Source organism: Komagataeibacter sp. FNDCR2 (assembly GCF_021295395.1).
Taxonomy (GTDB): Bacteria; Pseudomonadota; Alphaproteobacteria; order Acetobacterales; family Acetobacteraceae; genus Komagataeibacter.
The window spans coordinates 1,181,026-1,198,584 of record NZ_JAIWOU010000001.1; the positions used below are offsets into that span (position 1 = coordinate 1,181,026).

The window sequence follows — 17,559 nt, forward strand, 5'->3', positions numbered from 1 at the left end:
GGAACCCCGCGCGCATGACCGACCAGCCCGCCCTTCCCTATCGCCCCAATGTCGGGGCGCTCCTGTTCAACCGGCAGGGCATGGTGCTGGTCGCGCGCCGCACGGACATGCCCGGCGCGGGCGGCCCGCCGGACCAGGGCGTGTGGCAATGCCCACAGGGCGGCATTGATGAAGGGGAAACGCCCGAAACCGCTGTTCTACGCGAACTGGGTGAAGAAATCGGGACCGATGCCGCGCAGATCATCGCCGCCTACCCGCAATGGCTCAGCTACGACCTGCCTGCCCACCTGATTGGCAGGGCGCTGGGCGGGCGCTATCGCGGGCAGCGGCAGCAGTGGTTCGCCCTGCGCTTTACCGGGCAGGATACGGATATCCGGCTGGATACGCACCAGCCAGCCGAATTCGACCTGTGGAAATGGGTCGGCCTGGCGCAGCTTCCGCTGCTCAATGTCGGGATAAAGAAAGAAATCTACACCACGCTGGCCACTTACTTCGCCCCTTACGCCACGGCGGCCTGAGGCGGCATAAGCCCCGCCGCCACAAGGGCGGTGAGCGTGCGGCCCCGCAGCAGGGGGGCCAGCGTCAGCACGGGCAGGTCAGCCACCGTAAGCCAGCGCAGTTCGGCAATTTCGGCCGCCGCGACGGGCGTGCCGGTCAACCGGGCCACCCAGATGCGGGCCTGGACGGTATGGCCCGGCTCATTGGCGGCGGGCGCCGTGAAATCCCCCGCCAGTTCCGCATCCAGTGTCAGGCCGCAGCCCAGTTCCTCACGTATTTCGCGGTGCAGGGCCTGCTGCGGGGTTTCACCCGGCTCGGGCTTGCCGCCGGGCAGCATGAAGGCCGCCGTATTGCGCTTGCGCACGACCAGTACCTGCTCACGCACGATCACCGCCGCGCAGACAACCGTGATAAGACCCGCCATACCCTGTACCTTTGCTATTTATGGCCACCCTTGAGGGGTGACATGAGAAAACAGAAAGGTACGACAAGCAGCGAACCAACACCAAGGATCATGAAGACCTCGTTATAGGCCAGAATGGCGATCTGCCTCTGGAATTCCCTGTACAGCCGCCCCACCGCCACGTTGTTGACCGCCGTTTCGGCATATCCCCGCGCAATCGCCACCGCGCGGCTCTGGGCCAGATATTCCCTGAACGGCTGGTGGTAGGGCGTCATCCAGTGGACCATCTGGTTCTGGTGCGCCTGGCGTATTTCGGTCACCATCGCCGTCGCACCCGAAATGCTGAGCGAGCCGAGCACGTTACGCGCCATGCTGAACAGGGCCGAACCATCGGGGTTCAGTTCACGCGGTAATGTGGCATAGGTAATGGTCGAGATCGGCACGAACAGGAAGGCCAGCGTGGCCGTCTGGCTCATGCGGAACATTACCAGATGCCGGAAATCAAGCTGCGGCACCAGTTGCGCCGACCAGAACATGCTTGTTCCCATCAGGAAGAAACCGCATGCGATGATATAGCGTAGCTGCACGAACTTCATGGAGATGCCGACCAGCGGGATCAGCACGATCACCGCCAGCCCGCCGGGCGAAAGGATCAGCCCCGACAGCGTGGCCGTATAGCCCATGACCTGCTGGGAAAACTGCGGCACGATAATGGCGGAGGAATAGAGCAGCGCCCCCACGGCCCCCATGAGCCCGGTGCCCACGGCAAAGTTCCGGTCCCTGAACACCCGCAGGTCCACCGCCGGATGCTTGCACCGCAGCAGCCAGATGACCGCCCCCCCGATGCCCAGAACCGCGAGGATGGCCATGATCACGATAATGCGTGAACCGAACCAGTCCTCGTCCTCGCCCCGGTCGACCGCCACTTCAAGGCAGCCGAAACCGATGGTGATGAGGCCGATGCCGATAAAGTCGAGCGGCGCGCTCTGCTTGCGGGCCCATGGCGGGTCATCCACCACCATCGAGACCGCGATGGTGGCCAGGATGCCAACCGGCACGTTGATGAAGAATACCCAGCGCCACGAATAGTTATCCGTGATCCACCCCCCCAGCGACGGGCCGAGAACCGGGGCGACCACGGTTGCGATAGCCGTCAGGCCAAAGGCCGCCGCGCGCTTGCTGGGCGGGAATGTGTCCAGGATGATGGATTGCTGGTTGGGCTGCAATCCGCCGCCAAAAAACCCCTGCATCAGCCGGAACACGATCAGTTCGGGCAGGCTGGCCGAAACGCCGCACAGAAAGGACGAGAGCGAGAACATGGCGATGCAGATCAGGAAGTAGCGCTTGCGCCCGAACAGCTTGCCAAGCCAGCCCGAGATCGTCAGCACGATCCCGTTGGCCACGAGGTAGGAAGTCAGCGTCCATGTCGCATCGTCATAGGTGGAGGACAGGCTCCCCGCGATATGCGGCAGCGCCACGTTGACGATGGTGGTATCCAGAATTTCCATGAAGGCGGCCACCGTCACGATCACGGCGATCAGCCACGGATTGTGCTTCGGCTTCCAGTCCGCCCCATCAGCCGGAGCGGACGCTGCGGCGGACGCGCTCATTCTGTGTGGACCGTCGGCTCGACCGACAGGCCGAGCGACAGCGGCACGTCCTGGCGCAGCCCTTCGTCAATCAGGATCTTGACCGGCACGCGCTGGACGATCTTCACGTAATTCCCGGTCGCGTTCTCGGGCGGGAAGGCGCTGAAGGTGGCCCCGGTGCCAAGCTGGAGCGAATCCACATGCCCCTTCAGCCGCAGGAACGGATAGGCGTCCACCGCGATCTCCACCTTCTGGCCGGGGCGCATGTGGGTGAGCTGGGTTTCCTTGTAGTTGGCCACGACCCAGACTTCCGGCTCGACAATGGACAGCATGGTCTGGCCCGTGGAGACATAGGTGCCGCGCTCGATATTGCGCTGCGAGACCCATCCATCATGCGGGGCGCGGATGACGGTCCATTCCATGTTCAGTTCCGCCTCGCGCAGTTTCGCCTCGGCCTGCATCACCTGCGCTTCCTGCTGTGAGACGCGGGTGGCGGTGCTGGAAATGTTGGGAATGACCGGCAGCGCGATTTCAAGGTTACCCTGCGCCTGAAGCACCTGCGCCTTCGCCGCGTTCAGGGCGGCGGTGGCGTAGTCGATGTTCTGCTGGGATGTCGCCTCACGGGTGACGCCATGCTGGCGGCGGTAGTCGGTCTCCGCCCTGAACTGCTGCGCCTGTGCGGCCTGAAGCTGGCCCTGCGCCACCATGAGACGACCGGGGAAATCCTTCTTCGCCACTTCCAGCAAAAGCGTGGCGTTGCTTGCCTGCGCGCGTGCGATCTGGAGTGCCGCCGCCGCCTGGTCACGCTGGGCGCGCCAGTCCCGGTCATCGATACGGGCCAGGACATCGCCCGCATGCACGAACTGGTTGTCGTTCACCAGCAGTTCGGTCACGTAGCCATGCACATGCGCCGCCACGGGCACGGCGCGACCGGCGGTAAAGGCGTCGTCCGTTTCCACCTCGTTACGGTGCAGGAACCAGTAAATCCCGCCCAGCAGCAGGACCAGCACCACGCCGCCGATCAGGATCAGCTTGCGCCGGGGAGAGACCGCTTCCTTCTTTTCCTGTCCGCCATCGTGCGCGGCATGTCCGTCTTCGGGCGCCTTACCTTCGTCCACGGCCATCTGGTTCCCTCATCCTCACGTTGGTTGCAGCCCCTGATCCCGTCATGCCACATATTGACCGAACGGGTCGGTCAACCCATGGCACGAAGCCTGCCATACTTCAACCGCCATTACCGCCTTATCCGCACATTCCGCGTGGCTTAAAGCGTAAAGGCCTGGTTATGGACCATACGGGTATACAGGCCGTTTTCACGCATCAGGGCCTCATGCGTGCCGCATTCCACGGCACTCCCCTCCGCCATGACCACCACGAGATCGGCTGAACGCACGGTGGACAGGCGGTGCGCCACCACGATGGTGGTGCGACGATGGCGCAGGCGGGCCAGCGCCTGCTGTATGATGACCTCGCTCTCGCTATCGAGCGCACTGGTCGCCTCATCAAGCAGCAGCACGCGCGGGTTGCGCAACAGGGCGCGCGCCAGCGCCACGCGCTGCCTCTGGCCGCCCGAAAGCCGTCGCCCACCGGGGCCGACCCGCGTGGCGTATCCCTGCGGCAGTGCCTCGATGAACGTATCGGCGGCGGCGGCGCGGGCGGCATCGCGTACCTGCGCGTCGGTCGCCCGCGGGTCGCCCATGCGGATGTTGTCCATGACCGGCAGGTCGAACAGCAGCGTATCCTGGCTGACATAGGCGATCGCATCGCGCAGTTCGGCCACGATCAGGTGCCGCAGGTCCACGCCATCAAGCATGATCCGCCCGCCTGATACGTCATGCAGGCGCGGGATCAGGGACAGCGCGGTGGACTTGCCCGCCCCCGACGGGCCGACAAGGGCCACGGTCAGGCCGGAATGGGCCACGAAATCCAGCCCGTTCAGGCCCATCCGCCCATCAGGGTAGCGAAAGACCACTTTCTCGAAGCAGAGGTTACCCCCGCCAGGGGGAAGCGCGACCGCATCGGGCGCCTGCGCCACGGTGACGGGTTCATCAATCACGTCAAAGACCCGTTGCAGCCCCCCCAGACCTTCCTGCAGGGCGATATTGAGCGTGCCGAGCGCGCGCAGCGGGCGCGCGGCCAGCAGCAGCGCGGCCACGAAGCCGGAAAAGTCGCCCAGCGTCGCCCCCCCCTGCGTCGCGCGCCACCCGGCAAAACCCAGCACGGCGGCCACGGCGGCGCCGCCCAGCACCTCCAGCATCGGGTCCACGCGGGCGCGGCCCCGGGCGATACGCAGCAGGCGGTCATGCAATATGTCCAGAACCGTGGCCGCGCGCGCCTGTTCGGCGTGTTCCAGCCGATAGACACGGATGGTGCGTGACTGGCTGAAGCTTTCCGTCAGCATGGCGCTGGTCTCGCCAATCTGTTCATGCACGCCGCCGGATTCCCGCCGCAGGCGCTTGCCCAGCCTGCGCACCGGCATGGCGGCGAGCGGGTACAGCACGGCGGCGATCAGGCTGAGTTCCCAGTCCATGTACAGCATGGACGCGATCAGCCCCACCACCGTCACCGCGTCGCCCAGTGCGTTGGTGGCGCGGATCAGGGCCTCGCGAATCGATACGGCATCGGTGGTGAAGCGCGCCGCGATCTGGGCCGGGGCCTCCGTCTCGATACGGGAAATATCGGCCTGCACCAGATGGTGGAACATCCGCCCCTGCAACCCGCGAATGACCACCAGCACCAGCGACTGCACGGCAATCGACTGCCCGTACTGCGATACGGCCTTGGCCAGCGTGATCGCCACCACAAGGATCGGAACCTGGTACAGGATGCGCGGGTCATGATCGGCGAACATGTCCAGCGCGCGCTGGATCACCAGCGGGTACAGCGCGCTGAATACAGCCATGAGCGCCGTCAGCACCCCGACCGCCAGTATGCGCAGCTTGTGGCCCGACAGTTCATCGCGCCACAGCCGCCGTATCAGGCGGCGCGACGGCTCCATTCCCTCCGGCGTGGCGTGCCTGTCGGCCCCAGACGTTTGAATTACGTTCATCAGTCGGCCTATAGCCGCATGGCCGCGTAAAACAAAGCGTTACCACATATTGTTACAAATTATGTCGCTCGTGTTGCAAAATGGCCTGCATCCGCCCGATGCAGGCGGCATGACCGGCCGTACACCCCCCCTCCAGCCACCACTGCCGGACCTGCCCCAGCACGCGGCCCACGCTCACGCCGGGGCTGCATCCCGCCGCCACCAGATCGCGCCCCGTCAGCGGGAAGACGGGTTTTTCCATCCCGTCGAGTCTGGCGCGCAGGGCCGTCCACGCGGGATCGGGCGCGCCGGGACCGTCGGCCTGACACAGCCATGTACGCCACAGCAGGTCGCGCCGGTCATGGTCAGCCAGCATGGGGGCGAGCATGCCCGCATCCATGCCGGGCATGGGCATGACCGTGCCGCGTGTCTGCGCCAGCGCCGTACTGTCGGCGCGGGAAAGCCTGAGGCGCCGCGCCACCGCCCGCGTATCCCCCGCCACCAGCGCCGCCAGACGCAGCACGGCGTCCGCCGGCGCATCGCAGGCCAGCAGGCGCTCCAGCCGGGCGATGTCGCAGCCTTCGGGCAGGACATGCCCCAGCACGCCACAGCCGCGCATCTGCTCCAGTGTCGCCACCACCTGCGGGCCGACAAGGATACGCTTCAGTTCCAGCCATATCCGCTCGACCGAAAGGCGTTCGATCATACCGGCCAGCGCGGTTATGGCCGCTATCGCCTCTCCATCCGCCGCACCGCGCCCGTACCGGGCCTGAAAGCGGAAGAACCGCAGGATGCGCAGCGCATCTTCCGTAATGCGCAGGCGGGCGTTCCCCACGAAGCGCACCCGCCCCGCCGCCAGATCGGCCTGCCCGTTGAAATAATCATGCACCCTGCCCGTCCGGTCACAGGACATGGCGTTGATGGTGAAATCCCGGCGGGCCGCGTCCTCCCGCCAGTCATGGGTCCATGCCACGGTGGCGTGGCGGCCATCGGTTTGCTCATCACGGCGCAGGGTCGTGATCTCGAAGGGGCGCCCCTCCAGCACGGCCGTGACCGTGCCGTGCGAAAGGCCGGTCGGCACCACCCGTATCCCGGCGTGGCGGAGCCGCTCCATAACGGATTCGGGCGCATGCGGGCTAGCCAGATCCATGTCCGTCACCCTGCCCCCAAGCAGCAGGTCACGCACCGCGCCCCCCACCAGGCGGGCATCGGGCAGGATGGTCCACAGCATGTCGAGCTGCGCCATCACATCGGGCATGTCGCGGCGCAGGCGCGCCAGCGGCGGGTCAGTCGCGATCATGCACAGCCGTCATCGGGCATGGTGGACAGGGGGAAAAACACATTCCGGCTCCATACCCCCAGGCAGGGCACGCCCTGGTGGTGCCCCGCCACCGCCAGCGCCGCCAGTTCGTAATAGACCGCGCGCGCGATCCGCGCCTCGATCGGCCATGCGCCATCCCCGTCACGTATATGCAGGTAGGGCACCGGCCCCGTGCCGCAGCCATCGCAGGGCACATCCCATGCGCAGCGAATCGGATGCTCCGGCCCCGCGCAGATCACCTCATCGACATTGGTGCGAAAGGACAGCACCTGCGCGCGCCCGCAGCCGTGCCATTCCAGTTCGGTGGCGACGAAGGGGGCGTCCTCCACCTCGATCGTGCCCTGTTCGACCGGCGTCTGGAGCCGGTAGCCGCCCTGCGCGTCGCGCCGCAGGGTGGATGCGAACAGGCAGACCATCGGCTTGCGGCGGATGGGACTGCCGCGATACAGCCATGTTCCATCCCGCCTGATGACGAAGGGCAGCGCGCCGCATGTGGCCGCTGGCTTCAGGGCTGGGGGCGGCAGGGTCTCGCCTGCCTCGAAATCATCCATCAATTGCGTTAACCCGACACTATGGAAGCTGCTTGACTTGATATAGGGATCAACACCGGCTTGATGAAACCCCCGGACGTGTCAGACTGTTGGAATGATGACCATGGATGATAACTCTCCCCTCCATGCAGCGCCGCAGGCGGGCATGACATCCCCCCCCGCCCCGACGGGCGAGCAGATCGCCGCGCAGGCCGAAGCCATGAGCCAGCGCCTGGCCCGCGTGCGCACGGAAATCGGTCGTGTCATCCTGGGGCAGGACCGGGTGGTGGATCTGGTGCTGACCAGCCTGCTGGCGGGGGGGCACGCGCTGCTGGTCGGCGCGCCGGGGCTGGGCAAGACGCTGCTGGTCACGACGCTGGGCCGCGTCATGGGCATGGATGCGCGCCGTGTGCAGTTCACGCCCGACCTCATGCCATCGGACATTCTGGGCAGTGAAATCCTTGATGAGGATGAAAGCGGCCGCCGCAGCTTCCGCTTCGTGGCGGGGCCGGTCTTCTGCCAATTGCTGATGGCCGATGAGATCAACCGCGCCAGCCCGCGCACCCAGTCCGCCCTGCTTCAGGCCATGCAGGAGCGTGAAGTCGCCATTGCGGGCACCAACCATCTCCTGCCGCGCCCCTTCCATGTGCTGGCCACCCAGAACCCGATCGAGCAGGAAGGCACCTACCCCCTGCCCGAAGCCCAGCTTGACCGTTTCCTCATGCAGGTCACGCTGGATTTCCCCGATGCCGATGCCGAACGCAGCATGCTGCTGGCCACCACCGGCACCACCACGGCCACCGCCCAACCCGTGCTTACGGCAGGCGACGTCATGCAGGCGCAGGCCCTGGTGCGCGCCCTGCCGGTGGGCGAACAGGTAGTGGATGCGATCGTGCGCCTTGTGCGCGCTGCCCGCCCCGAAACCACGGATGACCCCGCCATCCGTGAAGCCGTGGCCTGGGGGCCGGGGCCACGGGCGGCGCAGGCGCTGATGCTGGCGACCCGGGCGCGCGCGCTGCTTGATGGTCGCCTTTCCCCCTCCATCGAGGACGTGGCCGCCCTCGCCCATCCCATCCTGCTCCACCGCATGGCGCTGTCCTTTACCGCGCGGGCGGAAAATATCCGCCTGCCCGCGCTGGTCGATACGCTGGTCGGGCGGATCGGCTGACATTGCCTTTTCCCCGATCCCTCCTCTCACGCCTGTCCGGCAGCGCGCGGCGGGTCGCGGGCCGGGCGGCGTCCGCGCCGGATGTGGCGCAGACCGCCTTCCTGCCCCGCAACGCGGTGGCCGCGACGGCGCTGGCGGATTCACTGGCCAGCAGGCTGCCCGCGCTGGTCGCCACCGCGCGCCGGATCGCGGAAAACATGGGACAGGGCACCCACCCCCGCCGCAAGGCCGGACAGGGTGACGAATTCTGGCAATACCGCCCCGCTGGCGCGGGCGAACCGGCCAGCCAGATCGACTGGCGACAATCCGCGCGGGGGGACCGCGCCTTCGTGCGGGAGCGGGAGGCGCAGACCCCCCACACCATCTGCATCTGGTGCGATAACAGCGCCTCCATGCGCTGGCATTCAGAGGAAAGCCTGCCGCTGAAGGCCGAACGCGCCTTCCTGCTTGCGCTGGCCTGCGCCGCGATGCTGTTGCGCCAGGGCGAGCATGTCCGGCTGCTCATGACCGATGGCGCGCCACCGCTGCGGCTGTACGGCCACCGCGCGCTGGAGCAGATGGCCCACAGCCTGATCGCCGCCCTGCGCGCGACCTCCGATACGCCCGGCCTGCCTCAGCCCGCCCCCATCCCCGCCCGCAGCCGCGTGCTGCTGTTTGGCGACGGGCTTTATGCACCGGGCGAACTGGCCGCTTTCCTGCGCGCGCTCACCGCCCGGCAGGCCACCTGCGTACTGGTGGAAACCGTGGACCCGGCGGAAACACGCCTGCCCTATGAGGGGCATGTACGCTTCACCGGGCTGGAGAACGAAGCGCCGCTGCTCCTGACCGGAAGCGCCGGATTGCGGCAAGATTATACCGCGATCTGGAAGCGCCATCAGGACGAACTGCGCGCCCTGTGCCAGGCGGCGGGAAGCCCGCCGGTGCTGCATATGACCGACCAGCCCCCACAAAGCGCCCTGCTGGCGCTGCACGCCCTGCCGGGCATGGGGGGCAGGCCATGATCCTGCTTGCGCCATGGATGCTGCTGGGGCTGCTGGCCCTGCCCGTGGTATGGTGGCTGCTGCATGCGCTGCCGCCCGCCCCGCGCGCGCAATCCTTTCCGCCCGTCACGCTGCTGGCCACCCTTGACACGCCACCGCCGGATGCGACCTCCGCCCCGCTATGGCGGCTGCTGTTGCGCTGCCTTGCGGTGCTGCTGCTGGTCCTGGGGCTGGCGCAGCCCATCTTTCCGCGCGGGCAGGCGGGCATGGCGGATGCCGACTGCCTGATCGTGCTGGATAATGGCTGGGCCGCCGCCGCCACGTGGCCTCAGCGCCTGCGCGCGCTGGACAGCGTGCTCGATCACCTTTCACGCGGGGGGCATACCGCCCGGCTGCTGCTGACAGCCCGCAATGACGCGCTGGATACCATTGCGGTCCAGCCCGCGCGGCAGGCAGGCATGCTGCGGGGCGTCATCGATCCCATGCTGCCACGCCCCTGGCCCGTGGACCGTGCGGCGGCGGGCCGCGCGCTGGCGCAACTGGCCGGGCAGAACTGGCACGGTCCCGTCATCTACATTGCCGACGGGCTGGCCACTCCCGCCGATGCCGCCTTTGACGCGGCACTGGCAAAAATCGGCCCCGTGCATGAAATGCTCCTGCCGGACGCGAACATTACCCTCCTCTCCCCCACCCCGGCGGGAGAGGGTGGGCTTGCCACCCGCCTGCGCGCGGTGCCACGCGCCGTTCCGCGTACATGGCAGCTACGCCTTGAAACCCCGACCGGCGGCACGCTGGGCCTGCTGCCGCTGGCCCTGCCCGCCGGTGCGGACCATGTGGATGTCACGCCCGACCTGCCGGCGGAGCTGCGCAACAAGGTCGATCACCTGTCGCTGGACGGTGTGGCCGGTCCCGCCGGCCTGCGGCTTCTTGATGAGCGTGAGCGCCAGCGCCCGGTGGGGCTGATTGCCGGGTCCACATCCGATACGCCGCTCATGGGCAGCCTGTTCTATCTGCGCCGCGCACTCCAGCCCACCGCCGAACTGCGTGAGGGGGATCTGGACACGCTGCTTTCCCGCCCGCTTTCGGTCATCATCGCCCCTGATGGCACGCTGGGCAGCCCTGACAGCCGCAAGAAGGTCGAGGCATGGATACGCGCGGGCGGCACGCTGATCCGCTTTGCGGGCCCCCTGCTCATTCAGGGGCCCGAAAAGAGTGTCGGCCAGGATCATGCCCCCGCCGATGCGCTCCTGCCTGTCCCGCTCATGGGGGGGGAGCGCGTGCTGGGGGGCGCCATGTCATGGAGCCGGCCGGAACGTCTGGCGGCCTTCCCGGCGGCCTCGCCGTTTCATGACCTTGATGTTCCCGCCGATGTCACTGTCTCACGGCAGGTGCTGGCGCAGCCTTCCACGGATCTGGAGGCGCATAGCTGGGCGCGGCTGACCGATGGCACGCCGCTCGTCACCCATGCCGCACTGGGCCGGGGGCAGGTCGTCCTGTTTCATGTCACCAGCACGGCGGAATGGTCGAACCTGCCGCTTTCGGGGCTGTTCGTGGGCATGTTGCAGCATCTGATCGACCAGGCATCGGGGATCGACACACCCGCGGGGACTACGTTGCTGGCCCCCTACATGGTGCTGGACGGGGATGGGACGCTGGTCTCCCCCCCCGCCGGGGCGCAGGCGCTGCGGGCCGACGCCTTTGGCCTGACCGCGCCCTCCGCCGAGCATCCGCCGGGACTGTACGGGCCACGCAACAGCCGCCGCGCGCTCAATCCGGGCGATGATCCCGCCCCGCTCGCCCCGCAGGCCACCATGGGCACGGTGTCGGATCTGGGCGGTCAGGTGGGCGATATCACCATCGGGCCGCTGCTCATGGTGCTTTCGGCCCTGCTGCTGCTGGTGGATGGCGTGGTGACGGTTCTCCAGCGCGGACGGAAATGGGCGCGCCGCCTGGCCGTCGGGCTGGTCGTATGCGCCTGCGCCCCGCATGGCCCGGCCCATGCGGCGGAACTGCCCGCCGACGTACCCGCCGCGGCCCTTGAAACCCGGCTGGCCTATATCGACACCGGCCATGCCGAAACCGACACCGTATCGCGCGAGGGGCTTCAGGGCCTGTCCGATTATGTCAACGCCCGGACATCCGCCGTGCTGGGCCACCCCGATGGCGTGGTGCCGGAGCGTGACGACCTGTCCTATTACCCGCTCATCTACTGGCCGGTCACGGCCGACGCCACGACCAGCCCCGCCCGCACGGCGGCGCTGAACACCTACATGCGCCATGGCGGCATCCTGCTGATCGACACGCAGGGGCAGGATCCCGCCACCGCGCCGGACACGGCCGATGGCTATACCGGCTCGGCCCCCGGCACGGCGGCGGCCCTGCGGCGGATGACGGCCGGGCTGGACATCCCGCCCCTGGCGCGGCTCGACAATCATCATGTGCTGGCCCATACCTTCTACCTGCTGCATGACTTTCCCGGCCGGTACGACGGCATGCCGGTATGGGTGGCGCAGGAAAGCGACAGCACGAACGATGGCGTCAGCCCCGTCATTATCGGCAGCAATGACTGGGCCCATGCCTGGGCCGTGGACGGTAGCGGCAATACCCCTTACGCCCCGGTGCCCGATGGCGCGGAGCAGCGGGTCACGGCCTACCGTTTCGGGGTCAACGCCGTCATTTACGCACTGACGGGTAACTACAAGGCGGATCAGGTGCATGTGCCCGCCCTGCTGAAACGGCTGGGGGAGTGATGGACATGCCCGACCTGTCACGCCACATGATGGCATTCAGCCCCCTCGTGCCCGTCTGGTGCCTTTACCTGCTGCTGGCCGCGGCCCTCCTGCTGGCGGTGCTTGGCCTGCTGCGCCGGGTGCGCGGCGGCATCTGGCGGCTGCTTGCGCTCATGGCGGTTACCGCATGGCTCCTGAACCCCCAGCGCATTACCGAAACATGGCGCCCCCTGCCCCAGACCGCGCTGATCGTGGTGGACCAGTCAGCCTCCATGTCCGAACGCGACCGGGCCGACATGGCCCGCAACGCGGCCGAGCGCGTGCAGGCGGAAATGGACCGCGTGCCGGGGCTGGTGCCCCGCATCGTGACCCTGCGCGAGGCCCATCATGGCGGCACGCGGCTGTTCGAGGCGCTCCAGCAGGCGGCGGCGGACATTCCGCCATCCCGCCTCGCGGGGGCGGTCATGATTACGGATGGCGAGGACCATGACGTCCCGGCCAGCGTGCCCGACATGCTCAACCCCGATGACGGGCACGGCCATCGCACCGCCCTGCCGCTGCATGTGCTGCTGACCGGCCGGGGGGAGGAAACCGACCGCCACCTGCGCGTGCTCCAGGCCCCGCCATTTGCCATCGTGGGCAAGGACGTGACCATCCGCGTGGAGATTGACGACCAGGGCGCGCCCCCCACCCCCGGCGCGACCACGCAGCTTACGCTTACGCAGGGAGATGGCGCCAGTTTCTCCCGCCCCGTCCGGATCGGCCAGCCGCAGGACATCACCCTGCCCGTCACCCATCCGGGTGAAATGCTGGTGGGCCTTTCCGCCCCGGAACTGCCGGGGGAAGTCTCGACGCGCAACAACCATGACGTCATCCGCATCAACGGCGTGCGCGACCGGCTGCGCGTCCTGCTGGTGTCCGGCACGCCGAACCAGGGCGAGCGCGTGTGGCGGCGGCTGCTGAAGGCCGACCCATCGGTCGATCTGGTACATTTCACCATCCTGCGGCCACCCGACCGCGATGACGGCACGCCGCTGTCCGATCTCGCGCTGATCGCCTTTCCGGTGAATGAACTGTTCCAGCAGAAGATCGGCCAGTTCGACCTCATCATTCTGGACGGGTTCGAGAACCGTGGCATCCTGCCTGAATCCTATCTGCGCAACATCGTCAACCATATCCGCGCGGGCGGCGGGCTGCTGCTGATCGGCGGGCCGGAATTCCTCACCCCCGGCTCGCTTCAGGATACGGCGCTGTCCGATGTTCTGCCCGCCCATGTCGCAACGGACGGGGGCATGGCCGTGCGCCGCTTCCGGCCTGACCTGACCGAGACCGGCCAGCGCCACCCCGTGACCTCCGGCCTGCCCGGCGCACCCGAACATGCGGGTGCGACGCCGGGATGGGGCCCGTGGTACCGCAGCCTGCGCACGGACGCCGTACGCGGCGAGGTGCTGATGACCGGACCGGACCACCAGCCCCTGCTGGTGCTTGACCATGCGGAAAAGGGGCGCGTCGCCTTCCTGCTGTCAGATCAGGCATGGCTGTGGTCGCATGGCGAAGGCGGCGGCGGCCCGCAGTCCGAACTGCTGCGGCGCATCTCGCACTGGCTGATGAAGGAGCCGGAACTGGAGGAAAACCAGCTTGAGGCCACCATCTCGGCCGGGCAGATGACGATCACCCGCCGCGCCATCACCGCCGGGCCGCCGCCGGTGATGCATGTGATCGCGCCCGATGGCACGACGCAGTCGGTCACGCTGGAGCCCGCGGGCAATACCGGCCTGACCCGCGCCCGCCTGCCCGCGCGGCAGGACGGGATATGGACCGTGCGCGATGACGCGGGCCATGAAGCCTTTGCCGCCCCCCGCGCGGAAGACCCGGTCGAATCCGCCGACCTGCGGGCGACCGCCTCCGTGCTTGCCCCGATCGTGGCCGCCACGGGCGGCGGCATGCACTGGCTGGGCGATGACGCCCGGCATCCCTCCCTGCCGCAGTTCGTGGTGGACAGCGGCGGGCATGCCTCCTCCGCCACGCGGTTCGCCTTTCCCGCGCGCGGCGCGCACAGCGTATCGGGCCAGCAGGCGCGCACGCTGCTGCCCGCGTGGGGCGTGGGGCTGTTCGTGATCCTCATGCTGCTTGTGGCATGGTGGCGGGAAAGCCGTTCATGACGCGGGGATGATTAGATATCGCATCCGCCGCCATTTTGCGCTAATCATCAGGCCAGTCTGGCAGCGTGGCGGTTGTCGCGCGCGGCGGGCCGAACGTTCACTCTCGGGACAGGACATGATTTCCAGATCCGGTATATATCTTCTTGTCACCGCCCTGTTCGCGGGTGTGCCCACCGTGTGCGTGCCCTTCCAGATGGCCCAGGCGCAGGAAGCCGAAGATGGCGAGGCGGAAGCCGAGGCCGCTGACGCCGCCAAGAAAGCCGAGGCCCGCCGCGCGGCGAAGGCAGCCGCCCCGCCCGCCGCCCTGCCCGGTGCTGAATCGCGCGAAGAAGAACACGGCCACGCCAATACCGACATGAACCCGACGGACGCGCTGTTCGACGCCATCAACCGTGGCAGTCTCGGCGCGGCGAAGGAAGCCCTGAACCGGGGCGCGGACATGACCGGCCATAACGTGCTGGGCCAGTCGCCGCTGGATATGGCGATCGACCTGAACCGCAACGACATCACCTTCCTGCTGCTGTCCATGCGCACGTTTTCTGATTCGGATCCGCATTTCGCCTCCAACAGCCTGGAGGAAGGGGGCGATGACATGCCGCCGCTCACCATGCCCCGGCACGGCTCGACCAACGCTTCCATCGACCGGCGCTACGATGCCTCGGGCGGGCATGCCGAACCCTCCATCGGGTTTCTGGGCTTCGGCGGCAGCTAGTCCGGCTGTGGGGCCGGGGGGTTCAGGCCGGCCTCGATGGTGGTGATTTCGTGCATGATTTCATCCACCCCCCGCGTGGCGGCGCGCCGGGTGTTGGTAAGCAGGATGAATTCGACCGTCATCGGACGGGGGGAATAACGCTGGCTGCTGACGCGATAGCGCTTGTAGCCACGCGTAAAGACCCTTACGTCGCCCCGCTCACAATTGGTGCGGATCATGTCCGCAAGCGGAATGAAGCCGTCCGTGCTGTAGCTGGTCGCGATCCAGCATGTGGGAAGCAGGGATAGCAGGCTGCGGTATGCCGCCAGCGCCTGCCTGCGGTAATTGTAGGGGCTGCGGCGCTGCGTGCGCCAGTCCTGCCTTATGGCCGCCTTGTCCCGCCCGGTAATCTTGGGGGGCGAGTTCCGGCCCGTCCCACAGGGCGATCGTGTTGAGTACGTGGTAGTTCGCGCCATATGGATGCTGGTTATAGGGGGGGTCGACATAGGCGATGGCGGCCTCCCCCACATAATCCGTCAGCTTCGCGGCCAGTTCCTGTGCATCCATGCGCAGGACGGGGTTGTCGCGCCCGTTATCGAGGAAGCAGGCCGGGCGCAGGCTCAGTTCAGCCGCGATACGGTAAAGCGCGGTGCCTGTCCGGCCACCCCAGCCCCGATGGAATCCCTTGAACAGGCCGCTGGTGTTGCTGTTGTAGCTGGCGCTGTACAATAACGGGGCCAGCAGGCAGGCTTTCCGCCCCGCATCGAGCAGGCCGTCATGTTCCCATTGCGCGATCCGGTCGCGGATGGCGTCGATGCGCATGCCGTTCTTGCGCATGTAGAACATGCGGTCGCGCGCCGTGTCGTAATGCACATCGTCATCAGGGCAGAGATGCCGCGTCACCCACCCCGCCACGGGCGGCAGGGCATTGAGTTCGGCAATAACCTGCCCATAACCGCGTCCGCCATGGAAAACCGGGGCGGACTGCATGCCCACATGGCAGCGGTTCAGCACTTCGCTATAGGGTTCCCAGTCATTGGACACCACGCGGAAGCCAAGGCTCTTGGCCAAGCGGGAGACGACACCCGTGCCGGCGAACAGATCCACGAAATCGGTCCGGTGCGGCACCGCGCCCGTCGCCGCGATGGCCTGCGCGATCAGGCCCAGCAGTTTGCGCTTGTTACCGATATAGGGGATGAGCTGGCTGAACAGATAGTCATCCGTCACCACGGCGGAATGCCGCGCGGCATTCCATTGCGTTGCGGGCATTTCGTACGGTCCGGCGGTTTCAGCCAGTCGCTTCATGCTGTCAGCCCCACCGGCCCCTTTTCCATGAGCCGCGATTACGCCATCAGGATGCGACGGCTGACTGCTCCGCCCGGATCTCGCCGCGCAGTTCGTCAAGCTGCACCATCGCGCCCCCGCGCTCGAAATACCAGAACGTCCACCCATTGCACGATGGCGCATTGGTCAATGTCGCGCCCATCTTGTGAATGGAGCCCCGGTTGCGCCCGCTGACCAGCGTGCCATCGGGCGAAACGGTGGCGCGCACGCGCTTCTGCCGGTCCATGAGCACCGTGCCCGCGGGCACCATCCCGCGTTCGACCAGCAGGCCAAAGGGCACGCGCGGGCTTTCACGCCGGGCCGGGGTGGTCAGCACGCTGTCCAGCGGCACGGGCTTTTCGCGCCGGGCGCGGCCGATCGCGGCCTCGGCATAGTCCGGGTGGCGCTCGATCCCGATAAAGCGCCGCCGCAGCCTGCGCGCCATGGCGGTGGTGGTGCCGGTGCCGGTAAAGGGATCCAGCACCACGTCATCCACATTGGTCGAGGCGACAAGCACGCGGTGCAGCAGGCTTTCGGGCTTCTGGGTCGGGTGCAGCTTCAGCCCATGCTCGTTACGCAGCCGTTCGCCGCCGGTGCATAGCGGCAGGTACCAGTCGGAGCGCATCTGCACGTCGTCATTGAGCGCCTTCATCGCCTGGTAATTGAAGCGGTAGCGGCTGTCCGGCCCACGCGCGGCCCAGATCAGCGTCTCATGCGCATTGGTAAACCGGCGGCCCCGGAAATTGGGCATCGGGTTGGATTTGCGCCAGATGACATCATTGAGGATCCAGAACCCCAGGTCCTGAAGGATCGCGCCGATACGGAAAATGTTATGGTAGGATCCGATCACCCATATCGTGCCGTCCTTGCGCAGCACGCGCCGGGCCTCGGTCAGCCAGGCGCGGGTGAAGGCGTCATACGCCTTGAGATCGGCGAACTTGTCCCAGTCGTCATCCACGCCGTCGACCACGCTGTCATCGGGGCGGCGCAGTTCGCCCCTGAGCTGAAGGTTATAGGGCGGATCGGCGAACACGCAGTCGATCGAGGCGGCGGGGAGCGTGCGCATCATCTCCACGCAGTCCCCCCGCAGCACCTGGTCCAGAGGCAATTCCATCATAACCGCACCGCTCATGATCT

15 protein-coding genes are annotated in these 17,559 nt (G+C 67.3%); 6 read left to right on the forward strand and 9 right to left on the reverse strand.

Annotation, left to right across the window (positions count from 1 at the left end):
* The first annotated feature begins 14 nt into the window (after nt 1-14).
* The gene (locus tag LDL28_RS05615; RefSeq protein WP_233057592.1) at nt 15-518 is read left to right on the forward strand and encodes an RNA pyrophosphohydrolase; all 504 of its coding nucleotides are present in this window, start codon (nt 15-17) and stop codon (nt 516-518) included.
* Here LDL28_RS05615 and LDL28_RS05620 read toward each other — a convergent pair.
* From LDL28_RS05620 to LDL28_RS05645, 6 genes are all read right to left on the reverse strand, one after another.
* A complete protein-coding gene (locus tag LDL28_RS05620) occupies nt 500-922 on the reverse strand; it encodes an NUDIX domain-containing protein (protein ID WP_233057593.1) in 423 nt (140 codons plus the stop codon). The two genes, LDL28_RS05615 and LDL28_RS05620, sit on opposite strands and share 19 nt — an antisense overlap.
* A gap of 14 nt (nt 923-936) precedes the next feature.
* Complete coding sequence (locus LDL28_RS05625; protein ID WP_233057594.1) at nt 937-2,511, reverse strand: DHA2 family efflux MFS transporter permease subunit; 1,575 nt, start codon at nt 2,509-2,511, stop codon at nt 937-939.
* The gene (locus tag LDL28_RS05630; protein WP_233057595.1) at nt 2,508-3,614 is read right to left on the reverse strand and encodes an HlyD family secretion protein; all 1,107 of its coding nucleotides are present in this window, start codon (nt 3,612-3,614) and stop codon (nt 2,508-2,510) included. Before LDL28_RS05630 ends, LDL28_RS05625 begins: the two co-directional genes overlap by 4 nt.
* 140 nt (nt 3,615-3,754) lie before the next feature.
* Nucleotides 3,755-5,539 (reverse strand): ABC transporter ATP-binding protein, encoded by a 1,785-nt coding sequence (locus LDL28_RS05635; RefSeq protein WP_233057596.1) that lies wholly within the window; start codon nt 5,537-5,539, stop codon nt 3,755-3,757.
* A gap of 52 nt (nt 5,540-5,591) precedes the next feature.
* Entirely contained in the window at nt 5,592-6,818 is a 1,227-nt protein-coding gene (locus LDL28_RS05640; protein ID WP_370636242.1) for a CCA tRNA nucleotidyltransferase, read from the reverse strand.
* Complete coding sequence (locus tag LDL28_RS05645; protein ID WP_233057597.1) at nt 6,815-7,390, reverse strand: DUF1285 domain-containing protein; 576 nt, start codon at nt 7,388-7,390, stop codon at nt 6,815-6,817. Before LDL28_RS05645 ends, LDL28_RS05640 begins: the two co-directional genes overlap by 4 nt.
* Before the next feature lie 94 nt (nt 7,391-7,484).
* Between LDL28_RS05645 and LDL28_RS05650 the strand changes: the two genes are divergently transcribed.
* From LDL28_RS05650 to LDL28_RS05670, 5 genes are all read left to right on the forward strand, one after another.
* On the forward strand, nt 7,485-8,537 hold the full coding sequence (locus LDL28_RS05650) for a MoxR family ATPase (protein ID WP_233057598.1): 1,053 nt from the start codon (nt 7,485-7,487) through the stop codon (nt 8,535-8,537).
* 2 nt (nt 8,538-8,539) lie between these two features.
* Nucleotides 8,540-9,538, forward strand: a complete 999-nt coding sequence (locus tag LDL28_RS05655; RefSeq protein ID WP_233057599.1) for a DUF58 domain-containing protein — start codon at nt 8,540-8,542, stop codon at nt 9,536-9,538.
* A complete protein-coding gene (locus LDL28_RS05660) occupies nt 9,535-12,267 on the forward strand; it encodes a DUF4159 domain-containing protein (protein WP_233057600.1) in 2,733 nt (910 codons plus the stop codon). Before LDL28_RS05655 ends, LDL28_RS05660 begins: the two co-directional genes overlap by 4 nt.
* A 5-nt stretch (nt 12,268-12,272) precedes the next feature.
* The gene (locus LDL28_RS05665) at nt 12,273-14,408 is read left to right on the forward strand and encodes a VWA domain-containing protein (RefSeq protein WP_233057601.1); all 2,136 of its coding nucleotides are present in this window, start codon (nt 12,273-12,275) and stop codon (nt 14,406-14,408) included.
* A 115-nt stretch (nt 14,409-14,523) separates the two neighbouring features.
* Nucleotides 14,524-15,120, forward strand: coding sequence for an ankyrin repeat domain-containing protein (locus LDL28_RS05670; RefSeq protein WP_233057602.1), 597 nt, complete (start codon nt 14,524-14,526; stop codon nt 15,118-15,120).
* Here the strand turns inward: LDL28_RS05670 and LDL28_RS05675 are convergent.
* The 3 genes from LDL28_RS05675 to LDL28_RS05685 are packed head-to-tail and all read right to left on the reverse strand — an operon-like array spanning nt 15,117 to nt 17,554.
* Nucleotides 15,117-15,338, reverse strand: coding sequence for a hypothetical protein (locus LDL28_RS05675; RefSeq protein ID WP_233057603.1), 222 nt, complete (start codon nt 15,336-15,338; stop codon nt 15,117-15,119). The genes LDL28_RS05670 and LDL28_RS05675 overlap by 4 nt on opposite strands.
* The gene (locus LDL28_RS05680) at nt 15,319-16,404 is read right to left on the reverse strand and encodes a DNA adenine methylase (RefSeq protein WP_233057604.1); all 1,086 of its coding nucleotides are present in this window, start codon (nt 16,402-16,404) and stop codon (nt 15,319-15,321) included. Before LDL28_RS05680 ends, LDL28_RS05675 begins: the two co-directional genes overlap by 20 nt.
* Before the next feature lie 46 nt (nt 16,405-16,450).
* Nucleotides 16,451-17,554, reverse strand: a complete 1,104-nt coding sequence (locus LDL28_RS05685; RefSeq protein ID WP_233057605.1) for a site-specific DNA-methyltransferase — start codon at nt 17,552-17,554, stop codon at nt 16,451-16,453.
* Nucleotides 17,555-17,559: the final 5 nt, after the last annotated feature.

Bases quoted from the DNA above. Each gene is read 5' to 3' on its own strand.
- LDL28_RS05615 (WP_233057592.1), top strand. From the start codon at position 15: ATGACCGACCAGCCCGCCCTTCCCTATCGCCCCAATGTCGGGGCGCTC.
- LDL28_RS05620 (WP_233057593.1), bottom strand. From the start codon at position 922: ATGGCGGGTCTTATCACGGTTGTCTGCGCGGCGGTGATCGTGCGTGAG.
- LDL28_RS05625 (WP_233057594.1), bottom strand. From the start codon at position 2,511: ATGAGCGCGTCCGCCGCAGCGTCCGCTCCGGCTGATGGGGCGGACTGG.
- LDL28_RS05630 (WP_233057595.1), bottom strand. From the start codon at position 3,614: ATGGCCGTGGACGAAGGTAAGGCGCCCGAAGACGGACATGCCGCGCAC.
- LDL28_RS05635 (WP_233057596.1), bottom strand. From the start codon at position 5,539: ATGAACGTAATTCAAACGTCTGGGGCCGACAGGCACGCCACGCCGGAG.
- LDL28_RS05640 (WP_370636242.1), bottom strand. From the start codon at position 6,818: ATGATCGCGACTGACCCGCCGCTGGCGCGCCTGCGCCGCGACATGCCC.
- LDL28_RS05645 (WP_233057597.1), bottom strand. From the start codon at position 7,390: ATGGATGATTTCGAGGCAGGCGAGACCCTGCCGCCCCCAGCCCTGAAG.
- LDL28_RS05650 (WP_233057598.1), top strand. From the start codon at position 7,485: ATGATGACCATGGATGATAACTCTCCCCTCCATGCAGCGCCGCAGGCG.
- LDL28_RS05660 (WP_233057600.1), top strand. From the start codon at position 9,535: ATGATCCTGCTTGCGCCATGGATGCTGCTGGGGCTGCTGGCCCTGCCC.
- LDL28_RS05665 (WP_233057601.1), top strand. From the start codon at position 12,273: ATGCCCGACCTGTCACGCCACATGATGGCATTCAGCCCCCTCGTGCCC.
- LDL28_RS05670 (WP_233057602.1), top strand. From the start codon at position 14,524: ATGATTTCCAGATCCGGTATATATCTTCTTGTCACCGCCCTGTTCGCG.
- LDL28_RS05675 (WP_233057603.1), bottom strand. From the start codon at position 15,338: ATGATCCGCACCAATTGTGAGCGGGGCGACGTAAGGGTCTTTACGCGT.
- LDL28_RS05680 (WP_233057604.1), bottom strand. From the start codon at position 16,404: ATGAAGCGACTGGCTGAAACCGCCGGACCGTACGAAATGCCCGCAACG.
- LDL28_RS05685 (WP_233057605.1), bottom strand. From the start codon at position 17,554: ATGAGCGGTGCGGTTATGATGGAATTGCCTCTGGACCAGGTGCTGCGG.